The 24,747-nt window shown below is 41.2% G+C and carries 29 protein-coding genes; 16 read left to right on the top strand and 13 right to left on the bottom strand.

Features of this window, described 5'->3' with window-relative positions; genetic code table 11:
• Positions 1–106: 106 nt before the first annotated feature.
• The 4 genes from FGG15_RS07580 to rho form a co-directional block, all read right to left on the bottom strand.
• Complete coding sequence (locus FGG15_RS07580) at positions 107–796, bottom strand: hypothetical protein (protein WP_138834846.1); 690 nt, start codon at positions 794–796, stop codon at positions 107–109.
• A 22-nt stretch (positions 797–818) separates the two neighbouring features.
• Positions 819–1,508, bottom strand: a complete 690-nt coding sequence (locus FGG15_RS07575) for a hypothetical protein (protein ID WP_138834844.1) — start codon at positions 1,506–1,508, stop codon at positions 819–821.
• 5 nt (positions 1,509–1,513) lie between these two features.
• Positions 1,514–2,188, bottom strand: coding sequence for a hypothetical protein (locus FGG15_RS07570; protein ID WP_138834841.1), 675 nt, complete (start codon positions 2,186–2,188; stop codon positions 1,514–1,516).
• Between the two features lie 142 nt (positions 2,189–2,330).
• The gene (rho, locus tag FGG15_RS07565) at positions 2,331–3,905 is read right to left on the bottom strand and encodes a transcription termination factor Rho (RefSeq protein ID WP_138834839.1); all 1,575 of its coding nucleotides are present in this window, start codon (positions 3,903–3,905) and stop codon (positions 2,331–2,333) included.
• Between the two features lie 193 nt (positions 3,906–4,098).
• On the opposite strand from rho, the gene FGG15_RS07560 reads away from it, so the two are divergent.
• Entirely contained in the window at positions 4,099–4,509 is a 411-nt protein-coding gene (locus tag FGG15_RS07560; RefSeq protein ID WP_138834837.1) for a DUF4293 domain-containing protein, read from the top strand.
• Between the two features lie 82 nt (positions 4,510–4,591).
• On the opposite strand, the gene FGG15_RS07555 is transcribed toward FGG15_RS07560, so the two are convergent.
• The 3 genes from FGG15_RS07555 to FGG15_RS07545 form a co-directional block, all read right to left on the bottom strand.
• Positions 4,592–5,449: a DUF6503 family protein gene (locus tag FGG15_RS07555; RefSeq protein WP_138834835.1), complete on the bottom strand. Its 858-nt coding sequence runs from the start codon at positions 5,447–5,449 to the stop codon at positions 4,592–4,594.
• A 69-nt stretch (positions 5,450–5,518) separates the two neighbouring features.
• Positions 5,519–6,457, bottom strand: coding sequence for an MBL fold metallo-hydrolase (locus FGG15_RS07550; RefSeq protein ID WP_138834833.1), 939 nt, complete (start codon positions 6,455–6,457; stop codon positions 5,519–5,521).
• A gap of 2 nt (positions 6,458–6,459) precedes the next feature.
• Positions 6,460–6,954 carry a metallophosphoesterase family protein gene (locus tag FGG15_RS07545; RefSeq protein WP_138834831.1) on the bottom strand — a complete coding sequence of 165 codons (495 nt, stop codon included), beginning with the start codon at positions 6,952–6,954 and terminating at the stop codon, positions 6,460–6,462.
• 89 nt (positions 6,955–7,043) lie between these two features.
• Between FGG15_RS07545 and truA the strand changes: the two genes are divergently transcribed.
• The gene (gene truA, locus FGG15_RS07540; RefSeq protein WP_138834829.1) at positions 7,044–7,796 is read left to right on the top strand and encodes a tRNA pseudouridine(38-40) synthase TruA; all 753 of its coding nucleotides are present in this window, start codon (positions 7,044–7,046) and stop codon (positions 7,794–7,796) included.
• On the top strand, positions 7,783–9,558 hold the full coding sequence (locus tag FGG15_RS07535) for an ABC transporter ATP-binding protein (RefSeq protein WP_138834827.1): 1,776 nt from the start codon (positions 7,783–7,785) through the stop codon (positions 9,556–9,558). Before truA ends, FGG15_RS07535 begins: the two co-directional genes overlap by 14 nt.
• Here FGG15_RS07535 and FGG15_RS07530 read toward each other — a convergent pair.
• From FGG15_RS07530 to folP, 3 genes are read right to left on the bottom strand one after another with little or no spacing between them, the layout of a single operon-like run.
• Positions 9,555–10,292, bottom strand: coding sequence for a DUF3667 domain-containing protein (locus FGG15_RS07530; protein WP_161991934.1), 738 nt, complete (start codon positions 10,290–10,292; stop codon positions 9,555–9,557). The genes FGG15_RS07535 and FGG15_RS07530 overlap by 4 nt on opposite strands.
• A gap of 30 nt (positions 10,293–10,322) precedes the next feature.
• Positions 10,323–11,108 (bottom strand): diadenylate cyclase CdaA, encoded by a 786-nt coding sequence (gene cdaA / locus FGG15_RS07525; RefSeq protein WP_138834822.1) that lies wholly within the window; start codon positions 11,106–11,108, stop codon positions 10,323–10,325.
• Between the two features lie 44 nt (positions 11,109–11,152).
• The gene (folP, locus tag FGG15_RS07520; protein WP_138834820.1) at positions 11,153–11,986 is read right to left on the bottom strand and encodes a dihydropteroate synthase; all 834 of its coding nucleotides are present in this window, start codon (positions 11,984–11,986) and stop codon (positions 11,153–11,155) included.
• Between the two features lie 94 nt (positions 11,987–12,080).
• Here folP and FGG15_RS07515 point away from each other — a divergent pair, with 94 nt between their 5' ends.
• The 6 genes from FGG15_RS07515 to FGG15_RS07490 all read left to right on the top strand — a co-directional run bounded on the left by FGG15_RS07515 (position 12,081) and on the right by FGG15_RS07490 (position 16,484).
• Complete coding sequence (locus tag FGG15_RS07515) at positions 12,081–12,626, top strand: DUF1599 domain-containing protein (RefSeq protein ID WP_138834818.1); 546 nt, start codon at positions 12,081–12,083, stop codon at positions 12,624–12,626.
• Positions 12,627–12,690: 64 nt separating this feature from the next.
• Positions 12,691–13,788: a BT_3928 family protein gene (locus FGG15_RS07510; RefSeq protein ID WP_138834816.1), complete on the top strand. Its 1,098-nt coding sequence runs from the start codon at positions 12,691–12,693 to the stop codon at positions 13,786–13,788.
• 50 nt (positions 13,789–13,838) lie between these two features.
• The gene (gene tpiA, locus FGG15_RS07505; RefSeq protein ID WP_138834814.1) at positions 13,839–14,588 is read left to right on the top strand and encodes a triose-phosphate isomerase; all 750 of its coding nucleotides are present in this window, start codon (positions 13,839–13,841) and stop codon (positions 14,586–14,588) included.
• Between the two features lie 9 nt (positions 14,589–14,597).
• The gene (gene prmA / locus FGG15_RS07500) at positions 14,598–15,428 is read left to right on the top strand and encodes a 50S ribosomal protein L11 methyltransferase (RefSeq protein ID WP_138834812.1); all 831 of its coding nucleotides are present in this window, start codon (positions 14,598–14,600) and stop codon (positions 15,426–15,428) included.
• A gap of 20 nt (positions 15,429–15,448) precedes the next feature.
• Positions 15,449–15,724 carry an ATP-dependent Clp protease adaptor ClpS gene (locus FGG15_RS07495; RefSeq protein ID WP_138834810.1) on the top strand — a complete coding sequence of 92 codons (276 nt, stop codon included), beginning with the start codon at positions 15,449–15,451 and terminating at the stop codon, positions 15,722–15,724.
• Between the two features lie 154 nt (positions 15,725–15,878).
• Positions 15,879–16,484 carry a hypothetical protein gene (locus tag FGG15_RS07490; RefSeq protein WP_138834808.1) on the top strand — a complete coding sequence of 202 codons (606 nt, stop codon included), beginning with the start codon at positions 15,879–15,881 and terminating at the stop codon, positions 16,482–16,484.
• 13 nt (positions 16,485–16,497) lie between these two features.
• Here the strand turns inward: FGG15_RS07490 and FGG15_RS07485 are convergent, their stop codons facing one another.
• Positions 16,498–17,700, bottom strand: a complete 1,203-nt coding sequence (locus FGG15_RS07485; protein WP_138834806.1) for a serine hydrolase domain-containing protein — start codon at positions 17,698–17,700, stop codon at positions 16,498–16,500.
• A gap of 141 nt (positions 17,701–17,841) precedes the next feature.
• Here FGG15_RS07485 and FGG15_RS07480 point away from each other — a divergent pair, with 141 nt between their 5' ends.
• Positions 17,842–18,387, top strand: coding sequence for a PepSY-associated TM helix domain-containing protein (locus FGG15_RS07480; RefSeq protein WP_138834804.1), 546 nt, complete (start codon positions 17,842–17,844; stop codon positions 18,385–18,387).
• 134 nt (positions 18,388–18,521) lie between these two features.
• Positions 18,522–18,965: a hypothetical protein gene (locus tag FGG15_RS07475; RefSeq protein WP_138834802.1), complete on the top strand. Its 444-nt coding sequence runs from the start codon at positions 18,522–18,524 to the stop codon at positions 18,963–18,965.
• A gap of 115 nt (positions 18,966–19,080) precedes the next feature.
• Here the strand turns inward: FGG15_RS07475 and FGG15_RS07470 are convergent, their stop codons facing one another.
• The gene (locus FGG15_RS07470; RefSeq protein ID WP_138834800.1) at positions 19,081–19,494 is read right to left on the bottom strand and encodes a hypothetical protein; all 414 of its coding nucleotides are present in this window, start codon (positions 19,492–19,494) and stop codon (positions 19,081–19,083) included.
• 105 nt (positions 19,495–19,599) lie between these two features.
• On the opposite strand from FGG15_RS07470, the gene FGG15_RS07465 reads away from it, so the two are divergent.
• On the top strand, positions 19,600–19,827 hold the full coding sequence (locus tag FGG15_RS07465) for a helix-turn-helix domain-containing protein (protein ID WP_138834798.1): 228 nt from the start codon (positions 19,600–19,602) through the stop codon (positions 19,825–19,827).
• A gap of 148 nt (positions 19,828–19,975) precedes the next feature.
• Here the strand turns inward: FGG15_RS07465 and FGG15_RS07460 are convergent, their stop codons facing one another.
• Positions 19,976–20,620, bottom strand: a complete 645-nt coding sequence (locus FGG15_RS07460) for an HAD-IA family hydrolase (protein ID WP_138834796.1) — start codon at positions 20,618–20,620, stop codon at positions 19,976–19,978.
• Between the two features lie 111 nt (positions 20,621–20,731).
• Between FGG15_RS07460 and FGG15_RS07455 the strand changes: the two genes are divergently transcribed.
• The 4 genes from FGG15_RS07455 to iolC all read left to right on the top strand — a co-directional run bounded on the left by FGG15_RS07455 (position 20,732) and on the right by iolC (position 24,747).
• Positions 20,732–21,757, top strand: a complete 1,026-nt coding sequence (locus FGG15_RS07455) for a LacI family DNA-binding transcriptional regulator (RefSeq protein WP_138834794.1) — start codon at positions 20,732–20,734, stop codon at positions 21,755–21,757.
• A gap of 143 nt (positions 21,758–21,900) precedes the next feature.
• Positions 21,901–22,854 carry a class II fructose-bisphosphate aldolase gene (locus FGG15_RS07450; RefSeq protein WP_138834791.1) on the top strand — a complete coding sequence of 318 codons (954 nt, stop codon included), beginning with the start codon at positions 21,901–21,903 and terminating at the stop codon, positions 22,852–22,854.
• Complete coding sequence (iolB, locus tag FGG15_RS07445; RefSeq protein ID WP_138834789.1) at positions 22,854–23,729, top strand: 5-deoxy-glucuronate isomerase; 876 nt, start codon at positions 22,854–22,856, stop codon at positions 23,727–23,729. The genes FGG15_RS07450 and iolB overlap by 1 nt, the downstream gene beginning before the upstream one ends.
• 4 nt (positions 23,730–23,733) lie before the next feature.
• The gene (iolC, locus tag FGG15_RS07440; protein WP_138834787.1) at positions 23,734–24,747 is read left to right on the top strand and encodes a 5-dehydro-2-deoxygluconokinase; all 1,014 of its coding nucleotides are present in this window, start codon (positions 23,734–23,736) and stop codon (positions 24,745–24,747) included.

Below are 24,747 nucleotides of genomic sequence, written 5' to 3'. Positions count from 1 at the left end.
GGAAAGCATTTTTTGAACGAAAAAACTTACAAAATCATATAAAAAAATCGATAAACGGGAACTTGAAGTTGTGAAAACCGTTTAAAACAGTGGGAAATTCTGAATCTTACCTAAAGGCTTTTCGCTCTCCAATCAAGAATCCCACCATAAAAAGGAAGTACATTGTGGCGATTAAGATCAGTAAGAGTTGATGCAGGTGAAATTCAAAGTAAAGCTCAGGCATCTCGTAAGCTGCAATAAATATTAGAGGAAAGAAAATATGGAAAACAACTAGTCCCAAACTTACCCAATACAACAAGCTTCGATACAAAGGATAGGAGCTTTCCTCGCTTCGTTTTTCCTTAAAGTACATCCACACACAGAGAATTAGAACGATGGATGCTATGAGGTCTGCATAATAGAGATTGGAGTGCAGCGGATCTTGAAAAAAAAGACTGATCAAATATCCCAATAAACTAACACAGGCCCCTTTTTTGACTACGCTCCTGTGTTTTGGTTGCTTAAGAACGGTCCAATAGATATAGTAGAAAAATGCAAAAGAGATAACGGAATATATGTTGTAAATAATTACGTTGTGCCATGAATATTCCGGTTCAGAAAAAAATTGATATTCTTCATGGTATTTGATAAAATACCCAAGAAGTTCTGTCAGAAAGGTATACATGATGAAGATGGGAAAAAATCGCATCACCGTATCAAAATATCTACGATACCTATACATGGCCACAATCCAAGTAGCCAGATATATTGGAATGAAATAGCTTTCCGCAAGAAAGTTTTGAATTTCTTCAATCATCTACCTTCTAAGTTAGGAAGATTTATCTGAAAGCTTTTCGCTTAGCTAAAAGCAGCCCTATGTTGAAGCAAGCATACATCAGTATGATACATGTCAGCAGGATGTTTCTGTAGTAGAATTGGGTGTAAATATCGAATTTGGTATGACTTATAATAAGGATTACCGGGAATAGCACATAAAAACCAACTAGTCCCAAACTGACCCAAAACATAAGGTTTCTCCATTTGGGGTATGGATTTTCCACTTCAGCTTTTTGCCTAAAATAAGCCACAATGACCGCGATCAAAATCGAGGATCCAATAACATGGCCGAAAGCCAGTTGATTATGCAATGGGTTTTTAAATATGGAATTGCCAATATAGGCCAATATGCATGCATAACTGCCATACTTGATCCAAGTTCTAATTTGGTTGCTGATAATTACTTTGGAATAGACTTTAAAGAAAAACAGAAAAAAAATGAGTTGATAAACATTATAAATAATCACATTGTGCCATGCGTATCGAGATTCGGAAAAAAACTGAAATTGATAGTTCTCTTTAATGAGAAAACCTAAAAGCTCGGTAAAAAAGGTATATGCTATCAGTATGGGAAGGTACTTCAATGCTGTATCAAAGTACCTTCTATATGCATATACCGATATCAACCATGTTAGCAGATATAATGGAATATAAAAATGTTCCGAAAGAAAATTCAATAAAGCTTGGGGCATGGGACCTAAAAATCGTTGTTGGGCGGTGGGCCAGAACTTCCATGATTCATGTTAAGACTTCCCCCTCTTTGAAAAACGGGTTTTGGAGCACTGGGGACAAAACCGGCATAGGCTTTATCTTCCTTGACTTCATTGGAACCCATGCCCTTGTTACTGCCAACAGCATCCTTGATAAGTTTGGCCTTCCCATCCTCACCGATATAAAATCCATAGTCTTCACCATCAACCTTCATTGTGGGAACTAGAAAAATAGAATTCTGCCTAGGATGGACGACTTTCTTACCATCCGGAAATTTTTCCTCGTTTGGGTAGTTGGCAAAATAAAACCTAATGGAGGCGATGTCCACTTTAGCACCTTTGGCTTCCTGTTCTATATAGGCCATATACTGTTTGATGGTCGCATAGTCAAATGAGGTATACCGGGCGGGGTCGAATTTTTCCTCAGGACTTCTTTGCGCTTCAAATTCTTGAATTAACGCTATCCTATTCTTGGAATAATTGTCATACAGGGATTTTGATTCTTCCAGGGAAATTATTCCTTCCGGAGGTTTTACGGGCTCTGTCTCCTCTTGATGCGTTTCTTCGGGAGTCTCCGATTGTTTGGTTTGTTGCTTGCAGGATGCCATAAATAGGAAAATCGCTGCCAAAAGTACATGGCCTACTTTTCTTGTGTTTTTCATTTGTAAGGATTTTTAGTATTCATAGTATGGGGAAACTGTACTAAAGATATGTCTTTTCTTTAAAATGCATTAACAAAAAAACCTTTGGGAGTGCCCCAAAGGTTTTTTATATGATTTTGAAATATGCTATATGGAACGAACCTTACTCGTTCATGGTCAACAAAAATTCCTCGTTGTTTTTGGTCTGTTTAATACGTTGCTCCATGAATTCCATGGCTTCTACCGGATTCATATCCGCAAGGTACTTACGCATGATCCACATACGCTGAATGGTGGTTTCATCCAACAAAAGATCATCACGACGGGTTGAGGAAGTTACCAAATCAATGGCAGGGAATATTCTACGGTTGGATATTCTTCTATCCAACTGAAGCTCCATGTTACCAGTACCCTTAAACTCCTCAAAGATAACCTCGTCCATTTTAGAACCTGTTTCCGTCAATGCGGTGGCAATGATGGAAAGGGAACCTCCATTTTCAATGTTTCTCGCAGCACCAAAGAACCTTTTGGGTTTGTGCAGGGCGTTGGCGTCAACACCACCACTCAATACCTTACCTGAAGCAGGTTGCACGGTGTTATAGGCTCTAGCCAATCGTGTAATGGAATCCAATAAGATAACCACATCATGGCCGCATTCTACCAAACGCTTTGCTTTTTCAAGTACAATATTGGCAACACGAACGTGTTCGGTGGCCTCTTTGTCAAACGTTGATGCTACCACTTCCCCGCGAACATTACGTTGCATATCCGTAACCTCTTCTGGACGTTCATCAATCAAAAGAATGATTTGGTACACCTCCGGGTGGTTGGCGGCAATGGCATTGGCAATATCCTTCAGCAACATGGTCTTTCCCGTTTTGGGTTGGGAAACAATCATTCCTCTTTGCCCTTTTCCAATAGGAGAGAACAAATCCATGATCCGAGTGGACAAAGTGCTTTGTCTCTCGGCCAACTTAAATTTTTCCTTGGGGAACAAAGGGGTCAAGTGTTCAAAAGAAACGCGATCCCGCACCACTTGCGGATCTAGCCCGTTGATTTTGGTCACTTTGATCAAAGGGAAATATTTTTCACCCTCTTTTGGAGGTCTAACATTTCCAAGGACGGTATCCCCTGTTTTTAACCCAAATAATCTAATCTGGGATTGGGATACATAAATATCGTCAGGGGAAGAAAGGTAGTTGTAATCTGAAGAGCGCAAGAAACCATATCCATCCTGCATAATGTCCAGGACACCTTCGCTTTCAATGATGCTGTCAAATTCAAATTCGGGCTCTTTGTACCTGTTCTTTAAATCCTTATCAAAGTTGCTGCTCTTTTTCTCCTGCCCATTTCTATGGTGCTGGTTATGCTTTTTATTGTGCTGGTTTTTTTGGTGTGGGTGTTGCTTCTGTTGATCCTTTTTCTGAGCGGGGTTTTCTGTTTTTTCCACCGCTTCTTTGGCGTTGTTTTCAACAGTAGTTTCTTTAGTGGCAACCGCTACATCCTTTTGATCTTTTTGAGGTCGTGGTAATCTGGACCTTTTAGGTTTTTGGGGCTTATTTTCTTTGGTTTCAGCAGTGTTTTCTTGAACTGCTTTAGGGTTGGATGCCTGAACATCCAATATCTGGTAGACCAAGTCCAGCTTTTTTAAGGTCTTAAATTTAGGAACACTAAGTCCCTTTGCAATTTCTTGCAATTCAGGAAGCTTTTTAGCCTTTAGATCTGAAATCTCGAACATTAAATAATGAATAAATTAAACTTGTCTAACGTAAATAATCTCGAAGTAAAAGTTATTGGGGTACTACGATAGGAAAGAATCCTGAGGTGAGTGCTTTGCTAATAACGTCACAATAATACAAATTATTTTTCAACATTACAGGGTCATTTAACGAAAAGACACCTATTTTTGCCTTCCAAAATCAATTTTGGCAATGATTCAAAGAATTCAAACAATTTTCTTAGCCTTGGTGGCACTAATTGCGGGAGCTCTACCGTTTATAGTACATCTATGGACCGATGAAACCGGCGCTGAGATTTTTGCCAAGGATTCCATGGGATTTAGCCTGGCCTTTTACGCTTCGGCGCTGTTGGCATTGATTGCAATTTTTATGTTTAAAAACCGGCAAAATCAATTTGTGTTGAACAGATTGAATATGATATTGAACCTTTTTTTACTAGGATTTTTCGTTTACCGGTCGCTAAGTTTATCCGGAGAAACTTCGGTTTCTGAGAAGGGTATTGGGATGCTGATTCCTGTATTTTCTATCGTTTTTCTGGTTCTGGCCAACAGAGCCATCAAAAAGGATGAAGATCTTGTAAAATCTGTTGATCGCTTACGTTAAACCTAACATCTTAGTAGTATTAGTGCGAGAAAACCCCGGCCTTGGCCGGGGTTTTTGTTTTATGCTGGAAAACTGTCAAGCTCTATTGCCTTAGATTTTCCTTCGTAAATCCGTTATTGAACTTCACATTGGTCAATGTCTGAACAACTCCTGGCTCCTCAGCATAGTTGCCATCGGGGCCTGGCATAAAGTATGTACGTTTTGTGGACACCAGTTGACCATCAATATCCTCGTACTCATAATTGGCAACAATTACTGGTTCTTCAACACCAAAAAAGGGTAGAGAAAAATAGAAACGATCCACCAATTTCGTTTCTGGGTTCACCAATACGATGTACACATCGTTTTGCTCTTTTCCGGTCATCTCCGCATTATAGGAAACTTCAATTTTATCGTAGGTGGTTCCATTGTATTCTTCTGTCCCCAAATACTTGGCGGTTACAGCCTTGTCATTGATCTTGTAGGGCATGGCAAACCAATAATAATTGGTTCTTCTTAAAAAATCGGCCATGGCCAAATGCTCCGCATCCTCAACTATGTCACCATTCAGTTCCAGAACGGTTTTGTCCCCGTCAAAATACTGGGTCAACTCCCCTTCCGCATTGGGCATATTGTTGATTTCATGTTTGCTGTATTTTCCATAGGATTCCTCAGAACCAAAAATGTAGCGTTCCAAGGAGAGGTCTGTTTTTCCTGTTGAAGGATAATGGTAGGTATAGGTGTACTCAACATCCCCTTTTTTCCAAAGATCGTTCCAACCGCCATGCGCATTGGCTACCGCAGTCAGAATGGTTTTGGGGTTATTGGTGTCATATACAGGCTCGGAAACCTCCTTAACATAGGTTTCAATTTCTGCTTTTTGCTGTTTTGTTTTTTCTCCACAGGAAAGTAAAAAAGCAAGTCCACCAAGTGCAACAAGCTTCCAAATAGGTATTTTCATTTTCTTTATCGTCTAATGGTTTGCTGCTTTAGACGAAGGTTCATGAGAATACTTACCTAGCCGATTAGATTATAAACCTATTTTTTGGTGAAATCGGGCCACTTTATAACCTGCATCGCGAACAGATTGGCTGGCTTCACTGCTTTCATCCAAAAGAGGGTTGGTGTGATTGAAATGGATAAAATGGATTTTTTCTTTTTCTGAAGCAGGTAGCGAAGCAAAAAGTTCCATGCTCTCAATTACAAAAGGATGAGGGATTTCTGCAATGTCCCTATTATTAATTTCCTTACTGTCAAAAAATGAAGCATCTAAAAACGCCAAATCCACGTTGCGTATTTGTTCCGTGATGCTTTCATCCCATTTCTTCCATTTATCGATGTCCGGAATGAAAAGGACACTTTTGGTTGGGCCAATAATTTTAAAGCCCACTGTTTCGGAAAATTCATCTCGGTGCGGAACCGTGAATGGAATCACCGTCAAATGGGAAGTAAGTTCCACACTTCGCTTGTCTATCATCTCTTCCAAGCCAATGTTTCCCAAAGCTACCAACTGGTTCCAGGGACCGTTGTTTTCTAAAAAAGCTTTCATTTTGGGCATGGCATAGATAGGTACTTGCTTAGCACCCAAGGCTTCCCGGCCTAAATACATAAGTCCTGTATAATGTCCAATATGGGCATGGGTCAAGAAAATCCCAGTGGGTGTTTCCGCGTCCAGACCTGCATATGTTTTTAAAACTTTGAGTTGGGTAGACATGTCTGGTGTTGCTTCGAACAAATAGGTTTTCTGGTTTTCATGATCAACAAGGCCCAAGGAAACCACCTTGCGTTCAGGGTCGGGATTTTGAAACAATTCTGCACAACAATCCCGTTTACAACCAATATGGGGGCTACCACCATCTTGTACAGTGCCAAGCACAATTAACGAAACTGGACTTTGAATCTCATGTTGTTGTGCTTGGGTTTTACAAGACAATAAAAAAAGTGCCACTAGGGCCAACCAATACTTCATGCCTATCTTTTTCCTAGTTCAATTACTTCCAAATCCGATATTTTATCACCATCTATTACAAACCGTAGCATCGTTCGGATTTGATGGAGTCCATATTTTCCACAAGCACCCGGATTCATATGTAACAAATTCAGTTTTTTATCATGCATAACCTTCAGAATATGGGAATGCCCACAGATAAAAAGTTTGGGAGGATTCAATTTGATTTCTTCTTTAATCCGGCGATCATATCTATTGGGATATCCCCCAATATGCGTAATCCACACATCTACCTGTTCGCAAAGAAACCGTTCGTGTTCCAGAAATTCCTTTTGAATCACATGATTGTCAATATTGCCATGTACGGCCCTTAAGGGTTTCAATTTTTGAATGCTATCTGTGACGGATAAACTGCCAATATCACCAGCATGCCAAACTTCATCTGCTTGCGCAACATACTTTAAAATGGAGTCATCTATATGTCCATGGGTGTCCGAGAGCAACAGGATTTTGGTCATAACGCTAAAAATATGCTAAAAAAATAAACGCGGAATTTCTATTGGATGGGATTCAAGTATCTTTAACATTTTAAAAGTAGGGAATCCAATTGAGATATTTTATCCGATTTGCTTATTTCGGAAAGGCCTACCATGGCTGGCAAAACCAACCCAATGCCATTACCGTCCAAGAGGTTTTGGAGAAGGCACTTTCCACCCTTTTGCGCCAATCCATTGAGGTAGTGGGAGCTGGCAGGACAGACTCAGGGGTGCACGCCAAGGAAATGTATGCCCACTTTGATACGGAAACCATCAAGGATACGGAAGCGTTGGTCTATAGGTTGAATGCATTTCTTCCCGAAGCAATTTCCGTTCAAGAAATAATTCCAGTAAAAGCCGAAGCACATGCCCGGTTTGATGCTACGGAACGCAGCTATGAATACTGGTTGGCACAGGTTAAAAACCCATTTTATTCTGATTTTGCACATTGCATTCTTCAGCCTTTGGATATAATGGCAATGAACAAGGCCGCAAACTACCTATTATCTCATACTGATTTTGAGTGCTTTTCCAAATCCAATTCAGATGTCAAGACTTTTAATTGTGATGTCCGCAAAGCGGTTTGGGAAAAGAAAGGGGATAAGTTGGTTTTCTCCATCGTTGCAGATCGTTTTCTTCGGAATATGGTCCGGGCGATAGCTGGAACTTTACTGGACGTGGGACTTGGTAAAATGGAACCCGAAAAAATTAATGATATTATCGAGAGTAGGAACCGGAGTAAAGCTGGGGTTTCCGTACCCGCAAAAGGACTATATTTGACAGCCATCTCCTACCCAAAACATATTTTTGATGAGCAAAACTGAGGAAATAGGAAAAGCATTTGATTTTGGCTTGTTCAAGCGCGTTTTTGGACACACCAAACCCTACAGGGGTATCTTTTGGTTGGTGGCCATAATGGCTGTTTTGTCAGCAGCTTTTGCCGTGCTCGTACCTATTTTGGTAAAGTTGATCATAGATGAGCCATTGACCAATAAAGATAGCGAGCAGTTGCTGTTTGTTGTCTTAATCATGCTGGGAACCTTGATTGCCCAGGTAATCAGTCAACTTTTGTTCAACTATTATGCTAACCTTTTGGGTGAATCCGTGATTAAGGATATCCGCGTAAAGCTTTTCCAAAAAATGGTGGGCTTTAAGATGACCTATTTTGACAACTCCTCTATTGGGGTTTTGGTTACTAGGGCGGTAGCGGATATGCAGCGGATCGGTGAGATTTTTAGTCAAGGCTTTTTTGTGATTGTGGCCGATACCCTGAAAATGCTTTGTGCCGCTTGCGTGATGCTCATAATGAATTGGAGACTGGCATTGATCGTGTTTGCAATCTTGCCCATAATCTTAATTGCCACACGCCTTTTTCAACAGGCAATGAAAGTCGCCTTTATAGATGTTAGGGCCCAAGTGGCCAATTTGAATTCATTTGTGCAAGAGCGGATTGCTGGAATGAAGATTGTACAGCTATTTAATAGGGAACAGATTGAAAAGGAAAAATTCAGAAAAATCAATGAAAAGCATCAAAATGCATGGTTAAGGACCGTGTGGTACAACTCCATCTTTTTCCCGATAGCCGAAATCTCCAATTCTGTTGGGGTTGGTTTGGTCGTTTATTTTGGGATCATCCAAAACATTGATAGTGTTAATTTGGATAACAAAGGTTCTATCATTGCCTTCTTTTTCCTAATGGACTTATTGTTCAGGCCACTTCGACAGATTGCGGACAAGTTCAATACCCTGCAAATGGGAATGGTGGCGGCAAACAGGGTCTTTGGAATTCTGGATACGGACAGCCGTATTGCCGATAATGGTAGTTTGGAGAAAGCGGATGTCAAGGGTAATATCCAATTTTCCAATGTACATTTTGGATATCTGGAAAATGAAGAGGTCTTGCATGGCATTTCCTTTGAGGTTGAAGCCGGGGAGACCGTTGCCATTGTGGGCGCCACTGGGGCTGGAAAATCTACGATCATCAACCTGCTCAATCGTTTTTATGAAATCAATTCAGGGGAAATCTTGGTCGATGGTCACAACATTAGGGACTATACCCTAAAATCCTTACGCTCCCATATTGCCATTGTACTTCAGGATGTATTTCTGTTTGCGGATTCCATAGCCAATAACATTTCCCTGCGGGAAGAATCGGTTACCTTGGAACAGATTGAAAACGCCGCGAAGCAAATTGGGGTGCATGAGTTTATTTCCAGTCTTCCGGAAGGCTATTTGTACAATGTGAAGGAACGCGGAACCATGTTGTCCAGTGGACAACGCCAACTCATAGCGTTTTTAAGGGCTTATGTAAGTAACCCCAGCATTTTGATTTTGGATGAGGCTACATCTTCCGTGGATACCTATTCCGAGCAGTTGATCCAGAGAGCAACAGATAAGATTACCGAAGGTAGAACCTCCATAATCATTGCCCACCGATTGGCCACCATCAAAAAAGCAGATAAGATCATTGTGATGGATGCCGGTCAAATTGTGGAAATTGGGAACCATCAGGAATTGTTGAAAAAAGGCGGTTACTACAGCGATTTATATGAGGCCCAGTTTATGGCCGAAGAGGAGGTAGCTTAAGATTTAGGCGCAAAATCTTCCAAATTTACCATTCCCGTCGATAAACTGATCAGGAAAATGACGACTCCTATTCCCATCATGACTATAATCAATAGGAAAAAATAGATCAAGGCCCTCCAAAATGTACTCCAAAAACCTAAGTGGTGCAATCTTCCCAAGGCATAGAACTGGTAAACTACTATAACAATTAGGAATGCAAAATTGAATATGTCAAATTTGATGGGGAAAAGGCCCAAAAAGAATATATAGGTAAAGACCTGGACATAAGATGTTTGACCAATAATGTAGGCGTTCGCTACCAAATGCTCTGTATAATTGAATTTCTTGGTGGCACTAAAGAGCATCCAAGTCATTAGGGCATAAAGGGGCATGCTCAGATAGGCCAGAAGCGCTTGGAAATCGAACACATAATTCAGTTGTGGTGCTGTTTCATCATTAAAGCTGCTTTGGGTGAGATTTAGGTCGTAGATATCCCGGAGTACAAAAAACATCAGTCCAGAAAGCGTAATTGCGATAGCAAAATAGCTGATGGGGTTCATATATCTTTTGCGTGTTCCGGCAATGTAGGTGGCAACTACCACCTCCGGTTTTGTAAAAAGTTCCCTAAAAGTTCTGAGAAAGGTATTGTCCAGGTTAAAAACTTGCTGGCCAAGATCATGCCATACATTTTTAAGGGTAAGCCTGTTTTGGATCACCTTGGCACCACAATTACGGCAGTAGTGATCCTCTGGCACAAGGGCGTGATTGCAGTTTTTACAAACCATTTATTCCAAATCCTTTTTGATCATGGCAATCAACGCATCCAGACCTTTGAACGGAACAAATTCTCCATTTTTAATATAGGAAATGGAACCGGTTTCTTCACTCACCACCAGACAGACCGCATCTGTTTTTTCCGTGATTCCCACGGCAGCTCTATGTCGCAATCCAAATCGTAGTGGAATGTTCCTGTCATTGGAAACCGGAAGTATAACGCGTGTGGCGGTTATATAGTTATCTTGAATAATAGCAGCACCATCATGGAGCGGGCTGTTTTTGAAAAAGATACTTTCCAAAATGGGTTGGGTGATTTCAATATTCATGGAATCTCCCGAGGACTTAAAAAAGTCGAGTGAATTGGTACGCTCCATCACTAAAATAGCACCGGTTTTGGACATCCCCATTTTTTCACAGGCACCCACAACGGCATCAACATTGGTATCCGTGGGCAGGGCCTCTTGCTTCAAGAACTTGAAATGCCGGGTGAAATTTCTTTTGGAAGCAAAATTGGTAGACCCGATCATCAACAAAAACTTTCGTATTTCTTGTTGAAACACAATGATCAAGGCAATCAGTCCAATGTTCATAAAACCACCTACCATACTACTGATCATTTTCATTTGTAACAGCTCCGTAAGCTTCCAAAGCGCCCAAACAATCACAATCCCGATAAAAATGTTGATGGCCACCGTTCCCTTGACCAATTTGTAAATATAGTAGAGTAGTGCGGCTACTAGCACGATGTCTATGACATCGGTAATCTTAAATTCAATAAAATTTAGAAAATCCAACCGCAGTGTTTTTGTAAAATTAGCAAAAATCGCAGAACATCAAATTAGTGCGAATTGGCTTTGAGTTCCTCAATCAGGGTAACGGATTCCAACGCCTCTTTCACATCGTGGACACGTAGAATATTGGCACCCTTTAGTAAAGCCACCGTATGCAGCACGGTAGTTCCGTTCAAAGCCTCTTTGGAAGAAGATTCTAGAACTTTATAGATCATGGATTTTCGGCTAAGTCCAATCAAAAGAGGTAAACCAAAAGTTTGAAACAGATTCAAATGATTGAGCAAAGTGAAGTTTTGTGATGTTGTCTTGGCAAATCCAAAACCGGGATCAATTATGATGTCGTTGATTTTTAAGCTTGTCGCGGTTTTGATTTTTTGGGCAAAATACAGCTTCAAATCCTTGATCAAATCATCATACGTGGCCAATTTTTGCATGGATTGCGGTGTGCCCTTCAAATGCATCATAACATATGGCACCTGGTATTCGGCTACAGTTTGGAACATCCTATCATCCAAATTTCCTGCAGAAATGTCATTGATTATAGCGGCTCCTGACTCAATGCAGTGTTTGGCAACCTTACTGCTAAAGGTGTCTATGGAAATGAAAGTTTCAGGGTAGTGTTTCAGAATCAGGTCCAAAATGGGGAGCATTCTTTGAAGCTCCTGGTCTTCGGGGACATGTTCAGCTCCTGGTCGCGAACTATAAGCTCCCATGTCGATAAAGGTCGCCCCGTTCGCCAACATTTGTTCTACTTGAAGTAAAATGGTTTTTTCATCCTTGTATTTCCCTCCGTCATAAAATGAGTCGGGGGTAAGGTTCAGAATTCCCATGACCTTGGGTTGGCTTAGATCAATAAGCTCTCCCTTGCAGTTTATCGTCATAAAAAATAGGTGCTTTGTTGGGTTTGATTATCTTTGGCAAGGCTTCATGAGAGCCCAAAGTTTGGACGAAATTTACGCAAATTAGCAAGAATAGATGCAGCAGACTTCCCAACAATTCGATGCGGTAATCACCACCTGTCGTGACCTCTTCTTAAAAAAGACCAAAGATTACGGAACAGCATGGCGCATATTGCGTCTCCCATCGCTTACTGATCAAATATTTATCAAGGCACAGCGTATCCGCAGTTTACAGCAAAATGAGGTGCGAAAAGTGGATGAGGGAGAGCAATCTGAATTTGTGGGAATCATCAACTATGCCATTATGGCCCTAATACAGCTGAAAAAGGGCGTGGCCGAACAGCCGGATTTGGATAAAGATTCGGCCGTCGCTTTATATGATGAAGAGGTGTTGATTACAAAATCCTTAATGGAAAACAAAAATCATGATTATGGGGAGGCCTGGCGCGATATGCGGGTGAGTTCCCTAACAGATTTGATTTTGCAAAAACTGCTTCGAGTCAAGCAAATAGAGAATAATCAAGGAGAGACCTTGGTCAGTGAAGGGATTGATGCCAATTATCAGGATATAATCAACTATGCTGTTTTTGCATTGATACACTTAAATCAAAATTCCAAATAACCAATAGTCATTTGAACTTGAAGTTGAGCTTGAACTTGTATTTGGATTTTTATTTTAAAGAAATATGAAATATTTGGTTTGGATTTCCCGGATTGTTGTTGGGGTCTTATTTATAATAAGCGGACTCATTAAGCTGAACGACCCTGTCGGTTTTTCCTTTAAACTGGAAGAATATTTTAGCCAAGGGGTGTTGGATCTACCTTTTTTAATGCCTTTGGCATTGGCAATTTCAATTTTTGTGGTGATTGTTGAGGTGCTCCTTGGAATTCTCTTGTTGATCGGTTTCAAACCAAAGTTTACCATTTGGAGCCTGCTGTTGATGATTGTGTTTTTTACATTTCTGACCTTCTATTCGGCCTATTTCAACAAAGTGACGGATTGCGGTTGCTTTGGGGATGCCATCAAACTAACCCCGTGGGAATCGTTTACCAAAGACTTAATTTTATTGGTATTTATTCTGATATTGTTCATTGGCAGAAACTTTATTAAACCCTTGTTCAATTCCAAAGTAAATTGGATTTTAGGCGGAGTATCACTGATTGCTTGTGCGCTGTTCGCAAATCACGTGCTGAATCATCTCCCATCGGTTGATTTCAGACCTTATAAAATTGGGGCCAATATTCAGGATGGAATGTCGGTTCCTGAAGATGCTCCCAAACCGCTTTATGAATATGCATGGAGGTTTAAGGTGAACGGTGAGGATAAAATTATAATGACCAATGGGGAGTACCCTTCTGTTGATGGAGAATTTGTGGATGTGGAAACCACGGAAATCCAAAAAGGCTATGAACCTCCCATACACGATTTCACCATTGAACAACAAGGGACAGACTTTGCGGCGGAACTCTTGGAAGAGGACAAATTGGTCATGGTCATTGCCTATGATTTGGCCAAAAGCAACATAGATTATTTTGAAAAGGTTGCGGAGGTCGCTGTCGAAGCAATGTCCAAAGGATATAAAGTAATTGGAATGTCGGCCTCAAGTGATACCCAAACCAAGGCACTTAAATCCAAATTTGAACTTAACTTTGACTTTTATTTTACAGACGAAACGACCTTAAAAACTATAGTACGATCCAATCCGGCCATATTGGTATTAAATCGAGGCACCATAGTCCAAAAAGTACATTACAACGACTTTGATGAGCTGGAATACAATTAAAACAACTACTGACAACCAACAATAAATTAAAACCAACAAACGAAAACACGATGAGAAAGAAAATAGTAGCAGGCAACTGGAAAATGAACAATAATCTGGAGCAAACCGAAGCTTTACTGTCAGAACTCTCCGCTAAATTACCTGACACCCATGCTGAGGTGGTAGTGGCCCCTACCTTTGTTAATTTGACCACGGCACAAAGAAATTTGCAGTCCTCGGCCATAAAAGTTGCAGCTCAGAACATGCACTTTGCTGAAAGTGGAGCATATACAGGCGAAATCTCGGCCGATATGTTAATGAACATCCATGTGGACACGGTCATCTTGGGACATTCTGAAAGACGTGCCTACTTTGGAGAGGATGATGCACTGTTGTCCAAAAAAGTGCAGGCCGCCTTGGAAAAGGACATGACCATAATTTTTTGCTTTGGGGAAGAATTGGAAGAGCGTAAATCAGGTAACCATTTTTCCGTAGTGGAAAGTCAACTGAAAAATGCTTTGTTTGATTTGGATGCCACGGCCTGGAAGAATATTGTTTTGGCATACGAACCGGTTTGGGCCATCGGAACTGGAGAAACTGCTAGCCCAGAACAGGCCCAAGAGATGCACGCGTTTATCCGAAAAACCATTACAGATTCCTATGGTGCTGACATTTCGGATGAGGTATCCATTCTTTATGGAGGAAGTGTAAAACCTGGAAATGCTGGGGATATTTTTGGAAAACCCGACGTGGACGGTGGACTTATCGGCGGTGCCTCCTTAAAGGCGGACGATTTCATCGCCATTATCAAGGCTATTTAATTCCGCAAAGTGTCTTCGATATATATCGAATATCAGTTTAAGATCCAGCCGGCAACCCCTTGGACCGAGATTTTGATCGCGGAATTGGGTGAGGTGGGTTTTGAAAGTTTTGTGGAGGAGGACGAGCTTTTGTTGGCCTATATCCTTAAAAACGATTGGAGGGAAAGTATTTTGGATGCTATTTCCACCCTAAATAATGATGAGGTAAACATTTCCTGTAAATCCAAGGAGATAGCACAACAAAACTGGAATGCTGAATGGGAAAGGAACTTTCATCCCATCAATGTGGGGGACCAATGCATGATTCGGGCACCTTTCCATCCATCCGAAAATGTGGAGTTTGATATTGTTATTGAGCCCAAAATGAGCTTTGGGACAGGGCATCATGAAACTACTCACATGATGCTACAACATATTTTGGAGAACCCGATTAAGGGGAAATCCGTTCTTGATATGGGCTGTGGGACAGGGGTCTTGGCTATTCTGGCTAAAATGAAAGGCGCTACCCAAGTGGATGCTATTGATATTGACGAGTGGTGTTTTTTGAACTCAAAGGAAAATGTGGAACGCAACAACTGTAAAATTGAAGTCTATCAAGGCGATAGTTCCATTTTATCAGGCAAGAAATACGATATAATCCTAGCCAACATCAACAGAAACATACTTTTGTCCGATATTCCCATTTACCATGAATGTTTGAATAAGGATGGAGAACTTTACTTAAGTGGCTTTTATAGGGAGGATTTGGATGTAATATCCTCAAAATGTGATAGCTATGGATTGGAATTCGTTAAAAATTTAGAAAAGAACAACTGGGTTTCAGCAAAATATGTAAATTAGGTTTTGGTAATACTAAACCCATGGGGATCAAGGAAAAAGTTTCGGAGGAACTGCTTCTGGAAGAAGAAGTGGTCAAGCAGAGTGAGATTGTCCTGTTCAATGATGATGTGAACACTTTTGATCATGTCATTGAAACCTTAATTGCCGTGTGTGACCATACTCCGGAACAAGCCGAACAATGTTCCTTGATCGTGCATTACAATGGTAAGTGTACCGTCAAAACTGGAGAATACAACGACCTTAAACCGAGATGTACCCGATTGCTTCAAGCGGGTTTAAGTGCTGAAATCGTTTAGTTTTTCCTTATTAATCTAGCGAGTATCCTACTTTGGTGTTGTAAAGGATAAAATATTACCTATTCTTTACATTATTACTATTGTCCACCATTGGGCTAAGCCTTAAATTTACTCCAAGGATTAATTCACCAAACCTTTAACCCCTGTACCGGAAATGGGCGAATTTTTCAAAGCCGAATTAAAAGACCGTTTTTTGGAGTATGCCCTGAAGCGAAGGGATTACTTTGAGGTTCAGGTGCTTTACGATGAGTTCCTTCGTCCCAACTATAGCCTGGATTTTGTTCAAAAGCTGATCAAGGAAATCCAAGAATACGACAACGGATTATTGGATATCATGGCAGGAAATGGAGTAGCCATGTTTATGCTGGCCTCCACTTCCAAAACCCAGCACTTCCTTGACGAGGGCGGATTTATGGATATGCACGTGGTGGAAGAGGAAAAATGGGACACTTTTTTGACCCAGTTATCCCGAGATGAAAAAAGTTCCAAGGGGGAAAAACTTCTTGGAAAAGAAAAATCGCCGGTTTTGAAAAAGGAGAAAACCCTGTTAATAGTACTTATTTCTGCAGTGGTGGTGAGTTTTTTGTTCACCTTGTTCAGTCTGGTCAACAATGCTTTTTTGAAACCAGACTATGTTCCTGTTGACGAATTTGAGCGTAAAATGGAAGCGCTTCGCTCCCATTACCAAGAAGAAAACCAACAGTTGGAGCAGGCCTTGGAAAAAGCCCAAAAGACAATTGATTCCTTAGCAGGTAAATAAAAGTGCAGTCCAATTAAATGTTGAAATGGGCAAAGACCTCTTCCAATAGCTCATTCACCAACTCATATCTCAACAATGGCCCATCATCAGATCGGCTTTGGTTATTTAGCATAGCTATACTGACTTTGCTAATGGGGTCAAAAAACATGTAGGCTCCATAACCGCGCATTCCACCGGTATGTCCGTAGGTAGATCGGCCATGGAATACCACCTCGCGGGTTCCCAGGCCATAACTTACAAAGATAGCATCAGGAATGGCGTAATGGTCTGTCATCATATTGGTTCTGGAAGCTTCGGAAACAGCATCTCCATTGTACAAATGTTGTGCCCATTGCGATAGGTCGGAAGCGGTGGAGAACACATCGGCAGCGCAATAGAAAATGCTATGAAAAGCAGGACCAAAGTCAGCTTCAATATCTTCCAAAACGCCATCGTCATCACCATCCCGCCACGGAGTGGCCCATGTACCCTCTATGGGTTCGTTTGTTCCAAAATAGATGGCATTTAGGTTGAGGGGAGTCCAAAACTTCTCGCGCATTACCTCTCCAACGGTCTTTCCCGTTGCTGCTTCAATAATCAACCCCAAAATAAGGTAATTGGAATTGGAATAATCGTGACCAACCCCGGGTTCAGCATCTGGAGGGCCAATAAACCCAAAAAGTGTAGCCTGTGGGATGGGGGTTTCCAAATCAGCTTCTGCCATGGCCCAAAGATCATTGTACATATAGCCGGTCAAACCAGAAGAGTGGGTAAGCAGCTGATAAATGGTTATGGAACTATCCACATTATCTGAAGTGAGTGTCAACCAATCTTCAATAGTGTCTTCCAACGTCAGCAAGCCTTCATCCACAAGCTTCATTACGGTGGCCGCTACCACGGTTTTGGTTATACTACCCACACCAAATCGCATATCTTCCGTAACAGGAACCCCTAGTTTGGAAATTCCTCCTGTTAAGCTTAAATGTTCTTGGTCGCTAATTCTGATGGAAACCGAGACTCCTACAAGTTTGTCAGCATCCGTACCCACTTTTTCATCAATAATGGCCTGCAGCTTTTCCTCAATCGTCAATTCCGGAGTTGGATTGGGGTTGGGATTCGGGTCTGGATTGGAATTCGGGTCGGGAGAGGTATCATCCCCTCCAGAGGAACAAGAAATTATCCCCAAAAACAATATAAAAGTAGACCAACGAATTAATCTTTTAACCGTCAATAACATAGGATATGGGTTTTAATGAAAATCGATGCGTTTCAATATACAGAATATTAAACAATTGTGGTATCGGGATTTATTTGGGAAGTTTTCTTTGCTGGTTTATTGTTTACTTTGCGTTCGATTCAAATTAAAAGACAATAGTTCATGTACAAGATTACCAATAGAAATTTACATCGGGATTTTGCCTACTTCTATGTGGGGTTGATTATAGCATTTTCCTTCTCAGGCATCATATTGAATCACAGACAGGATTGGTATCCCATGGATTACACCTACGAAAGTGAAGAAGTAGCCATTGCTTTGGATGCCAGCACAACGGATATATCCCAAGAATATATTGAAGCTTTTTCCAAGGAATGGGATGTGGAATACGACGGGCATCGAGTGCGGGATAATACACTCCGTGTGTACTATAAAGACAATGTGATTTTGGATGTGGACATGAAAACGGGCAATGGGCTTTTGGAGTATAAGCGAAAGGTCCCTTTTATTGGACATACCATGTTCCTCCACAAATCGACCAATTCCTTTTGGATTTGGTATTCAGATATTTTTGGAGCTGCAATGTTGCTGATCGCCATTACCGGAATGTTGATTCCCAATGGCAAAAATGGCTTTAAAAGTAGAGGCTGGAAATTTGCAGTTGCCGGAATTTTATTTCCATTGTTGTTTTTGATTTTATACGCATAGTTTGCTTTGAAAGCTTTTAGGATACTTGGGTTTTTGGACTAGGCTTGATTGTCGATGAAAGGATTACGTCAAGATATAGTCCTACAAAAAGTTAGGTGAATATGTTTACTTTGGATTTTAGTACATAGAAAAAGATGGAAAAAGTGAAAAATTACAAATTGCTTTTATTCTTGATTCTAATATTGGGAAGTTGCAGAACAGATAAAAGAAAAACTGACGTTGTTTACCCCTTCAGGAATTTGGTGCTTGAGAATATAATAATAGAAAAAGGTGTGGGCATCAAAGACACGCTTAAACTGTCCAACAAATTAAGACTTAAAAGTATTGAAAAACGTTTAGGTGAAATTGATTCAAGTGATTTGCTCAAAGGTAAAAGAATACATGGAGCGTCTACATTATGCAATGCTTTTATGTATACCAATGAAAAAAAATACCTGTTGAATATATCGAAACATCCAACAGAAGGGATAATTGCAAATTTTTTAGAGCAAAAACAAGGCAGTGAATTTCAGTCATATCTAGGTGCCTACCTTAATGCTGATGAGATCTATGAATTATTGGTTAAAGAAAGTGAATGATTACTTATTGAAATTAGCATTCAATCTTAAGTTTTCAAATGGTGACAGAAAACAAAAGACATTTTCGAGCCAGCTCTATTTTAGAAATGGTTTTTACTTTGTTCAATCCAAAACTTTAATTTACTGAAAGTAATTGACTATACTCATGCTGCACTCTGAGTCCAGCGTGTGGCTCTGGGCCATCAACAGTAAACTGTATGGTCAGCTTTGTTGCATTTGCTTCCAAGATTCCCTGGCTTAAGGGTTCGGGCATATCCGTTACTTCATTGATGTAATAATCCGCAGTGGTTGGAGGTGCAAACCGAAACCAAAATTGGAACACCAAATCATCCTTTACACTCATTTTGGCCATGGGTTTACTGGGCGTCTTGTAAATGACCAAACGGCTGTTTTGTTTTATTATGGAATGCAAAGTACTGGGATTGTTCAACAAACGAATCTCGGTGTGGGCAAATACGAGTTTTAGGCTTTTCTCGGAGCTATGCTCCAAAAAATGTTTAATGGTTTGCAGGATATCTTGTTTTGGCATAAAGTAGGTATTGGTTCATTGAAAGATTGAATGGGGATATTCAAATTTAATAAAAACAACTGTACAGTTGTTATACAGTTTGAATTTTGACCTCAACTTGTCTAAATGAAATATCCGGAAAAGGAAGAATTACTTAGAAACTTGGCGCTACGCGTTAAGGAATTGCGAAAAATCAAGGACGTTACCCAAGAGGAAGCCCTTCACGACACAGGAATCCAGTTTTCCAGAATCGAGCAAGGTAAGCGAGACGTTCAACTTTCTACTATCTTAAAACTTTGCCACTATTTTGAGATTTCCATGGCGGAGTTTTTTGATGACACTTTTGAAAACTAATGTTGAATTCCTGGTGTAGGCACTCACAATTTAAAATTCAATATTCAGCATTGATATCATCCCCTTTACCCTTAACCTTTAGATTCGAAGAGAAAAGAACCAAGAATCAAGATAAAAATCGATCAATCCATCAATCGAACCATCCAACTTAATTTTCATTCGACCATAAAGGTAGCAGCTGATTCATATGCGTGAAGGGTGTTACTTTGGTATGGTTAGCGAAGTCATCGCTGCTATTATGCGAATACCTAAAAACATCAAATCCTCCGGCCAAGGCAGCTTGCACTCCCACGGAACTGTCCTCTACAACCACACATTCACTCGTTTTAAACCCCATGGTTTTGGCAGCATGTAAAAAGATGTCAGGCTCCGGTTTCCAACTGTTTATCTCATAACAACTGAACATCCGATTGGTGAATTTATCCGCCAACTGGGTAATGGTCAAATTGGTCTTTATCTTGTTTAATGGCCCGCTGGAAGCTACGCAAAATGGAACATCAAGTTGTGCAATTAAGTCCTGCACCCCTTCAATAGGCTGTAATTCCTCTTCAAATTTGGTAAAGGTTCTTGCTCGGTAATCTCTTTCAAAATTTGGGGGCAGAGGAACATCAAGTTGGGTATCCAGATATTCCATAATGTGTTTCAATGACTTTCCCATGAAGTTTTTTACGGTAAAGTCCAAGTTGATATCAAGACCTAATTCCCCAGCCATGGAGACCAGTACTTTACAGGTAATGATTTCACTGTCAACCAGCACCCCATCACAATCAAAAATGACACATTTGTATTTCATGAAACAGAATCGTTGGTCAAAACTAGGGAATTGTAGGAGACCTACATGGGCATTTGGAGATTGTCACAATTCTATGGTATCTTGTATTTTGGTCAGGGATTTTAAACCATCATGAAAAAAAGTAGGGTTACATTAACCGATATTGCAAAAGCGCTCAACATCTCCGCGTCTACGGTATCCAGGGCCTTGAAGGATCATCCGGCCATAAACAAAGAGACCAAACGAGCTGTGGTTAAACTGGCCAAAAAGCTAAAGTACCAACCCAACTTGCTGGCCTTGGGGCTTTTGCAAAAGAAAACGTACACCGTAGGGGTCATTGTTCCAGAGATTACAGGGCATTTTTTTTCCACTGTTATAACAGGAATTCGGGATGTGCTTTCTCCTGCAGGCTACAATATTGCCATATGTCTCTCCAACGAGTCTTTTCAAGAAGAAATAGCGATAACCGAGAAAATGGCAAAGACACAGATAGATGGGGTGTTGGTATCCCCGGCCTCCTCTACCAAAACATACAAGCACTTTAAGGCGCTTCAAAAAAATGGCATTCCCTTGGTGGTTTTTGACCGGGATTGCCCAGGACTGGATGCCGATAAGGTCTTGGTTGATGATTATGATGGTGCCTTTCAGGCGGTGGAGTATCTAATCAATTCTGGTTGTAAAAACATTGCCCATCTGAGCGGGCCAATGAATCTGTCCATTACGGAGCACAGACTTCAAGGATATCTTGATGCTCTTGGGAAGCATAAATTCCCTGTTAAACAGGAAAATGTAATACATGTTTCTGGGTTTACACATGAAGATGGGATAAAACCAGCTCAAAAACTGCTAAAGTTAAAAAATAGGCCAGATGCCATTTTTGCCATGAACGACTGTATTGCCATTTCTGCAATGCATGTTGCCAAAAAAATGGGTTTGCAGATACCTGGGGATGTTTCCATAATCGGTTTTGATGATGAGCCTCATTCCAGTTACTTCACACCTGCACTATCTACAATTTGGCAACCGGTTTATAGCGTGGGTATGTTGTCGGCCCGAATATTACTAAGCAAACTTCAAGAAGGGGAAGAGGAACCTGAACTTAGACGAGAGGTATTTAAACCTGAGTTGATTATCAGAGCTTCTTCCAAAGCGGTTTAGGTAGTTTTTATCCTGTTAAAAAGGTGATTTTTATGCAAACCTTTGCATAGTATTTATCGGCTAAATCCTTCACATTGCCAATAATTTATTGTTGCTTTGAGTAAGACGACCACGGCTTTTCAGCTATCTAAATGCTTGATAACATGCTTGTTTCACCTAAGATATTCTACAAAAACTGTTATGGAAAATATGCCATTGCAGCCGTTAATGTCTTTACCATGGAACAGGTGCACGGCTTGTTCAGGGCAGGGGAAAAAGCAAATGCCCCATTCATTGTGCAAATGACTCCCGTAGCCCGAAATTATGCCCATCCGGAAATGCTATTGGCCATGATTTCGGCCGCAACCAAAATATATCCTAAGGCCACCTTTGCCATCCATCTGGATCACGGGACGGAGGCCCATGCCTTTGATGCTATCGCTTCAAACCAATTCAATTCGGTGATGATTGATGCCTCTCATGATCATTTTGAAACCAACGTACAAAGAACAAAGGCTGTGGTTGAAAAAGCCCATAAATACAATGTGGTTGTGGAGGCCGAGTTGGGAGTGCTCAGTGGAGTGGAGGACGATATTTCCGTGGATGAACAACACGCCAAGTACACCCAACCTGAGGAGGTGGTGGAATTTGTGAATAGAACCCATTGCGATAGCCTGGCGGTTGCTGTAGGCACAAGCCATGGAGCCTATAAGTTTTCCGGAGGACAAGGAATCCAGTTTACTATATTGGAAGAAATCCAGAACAGGATTCCCAATTTTCCCATAGTGCTTCACGGCGGATCAGCCGTTAATGTTACAGAAATAGATAGGATTAACAAGAGTGGGGGACAACTTATGGCGGGTGCGGCCGGTGTTGATCCAAATGAAATAGTGAAATCCATAGAATATGGAGTGTGCAAAATAAACATTGCCACGGATACACGTCTACTGTGGACCCGCGTGCACCGGGAGTTTTTTAAAGATTCGCCAGACCTCTTTGATCCCATCATCCCTGGCCAGACCTATATTGAGGAGCAGGAAAAATTCATACTGGAGAAGTTTGATCTATTTGGCGCTACGGGGAAGGCAAGTCAAATCAAATCATTAAAAATCATATAATGAGTACAACATCACCCTTATTGGTAAAACCGAGAACAGATTCGGAAGTATACCACCATATCACCCCGGAAACGGCTCAATGGGAATACCTGAGTTTTGAAGCTAGACAAATGAAGCTGGGCGACACATGGGAATGGGACACTGCTAATAATGAACTTGTGATTGTATTATTGAGCGGAAATTTTAAGGTGAGCAGCAACAAGGGAACCTGGGAAACCGTCAACGGCCGCAAAGATGTTTTTAGCGGGGTGGCCCATACGCTTTACCTACCGAGAAACACCCAATTTACCTTGGAAGCCACCAGTGACAATCTGGATATCGGTTATGGTTGGTGCGCTGTTGAGGAGGATTTCCCACCCAAATTCGTAACTCCGGAAGATACCCCAGTGGTCATTTTTGGCGGGGACAATGCTACCAGACAGTTCAATGATTTGGTGCCACCAGGGTTTGGATGCAGCAAGATTGTGGTGAGGGAAGTCTATACACCTTCGGGCAACTGGAGTTCTTTTCCGGCACATAAGCACGATGAACGGATTTTGGATGATGAAGGGAATGTGTTGGAGCCCATTCAAGAGGAGACCTATTTCTATAAATTTCAAAAACCAGAAGCCTATGCCATACAACAGGTGTATACGCAAGACAGGTCTTTGGATGAGATTGTAAGACCAAGGCACAATAATGTGGTGATGATTCCCAAAGGATTCCATCCGGTGGTCGCAGAGCATGGTTTTCACTGCTATTATCTGAATTTCTTGGCAGGAACAGACCAATGTTTGGCAAATACCACCGACCCCGATCATGAATGGATCTATGATTCCTGGTCAGGAAAAGATAAAAGATTACCCTTGGTAACCGCAGAAATGAACAAACATTAATCCCATGTCCAATAAAAAACTTGATGTAATCACATTTGGCCGATCATCCATTGATCTGTACTCCCAAAATATTGGTACCCCGTTCAATGATATTCAGGGTTTTGACGCTTTTGTGGGTGGATCTCCCTTGAATATTGCTGTGGCTTGCGCAAGACTAGGGGTCAATGCCAGTTTGCTCACCGCCGTGGGAAATGATAAAGTAGGGGAATTTATTCTGGATTTTTTAAAGCGGGAAAAGGTGAACACTGAGTGCATTCCTGTCAAAAACGGAACCCGAAGTAGTGCAGTAGTTCTGGGGATAGAGCCACCGGATAAATTCCCATTGGTGTATTATCGGGACAATGCGGCGGATAGCCAAGTGGATATTGATGACGTGCAAAAGGCCAATATTCCAGATTACCGAATCCTGTTGATCAATGGTACAGCTTTAAATATTGAGCCCAGTAGAAGTGCAACCTTTTTTGCCACAGAAATTGCGAATAAAAACCATGTGGATGTGGTTTTGGACTTGGATTTTAGGGCAGACCAGTGGCACGATTACCGAGCTTTTGGATTAACGGTAAGGGCCATTCTTCCCAGAGTGAAGATTGCCATTGGAACCGAAGAGGAAATATTGGCCGCAACCATGGATGATGCTTCGCAAGTGACCATTAAAGACCAGCAAATATCAGCCCCGGAGATTAAAGGTGATATCGATGTTTCCATCAATCGTCTGTTGGCTTCCGGAATTGAAACCCTCATTGTTAAAAGAGGGGAAGTGGGTGCCAGTATTTATAGTATGGATGGAAATAGAACCGATGTCCCCGGGTTTCCCGTGGAGGTCTTAAATGTGCTTGGTGCCGGTGATGCTTTTGCCGGAGGGTTCTTGTACGGAATCTTACAGGGATGGGATCTGTACAAGGCTTGTCGAATGGGTAACGCCAGTGGAGCCCAAGTGGTAACCAAAAATGGCTGCGCCAATTTTATGCCCACTTTGGAGGAATCCCTAAAGTTTATTGAGGAAAAAGGAGGGTTTTAA

This window comes from Flagellimonas algicola (assembly GCF_005937185.1).
GTDB classification, from domain to species: Bacteria; Bacteroidota; Bacteroidia; order Flavobacteriales; family Flavobacteriaceae; genus Flagellimonas; species Flagellimonas algicola.
The sequence above is the reverse complement of the archived record's forward strand: the minus strand, read 5'-3'. Positions and strand labels throughout refer to the sequence as shown.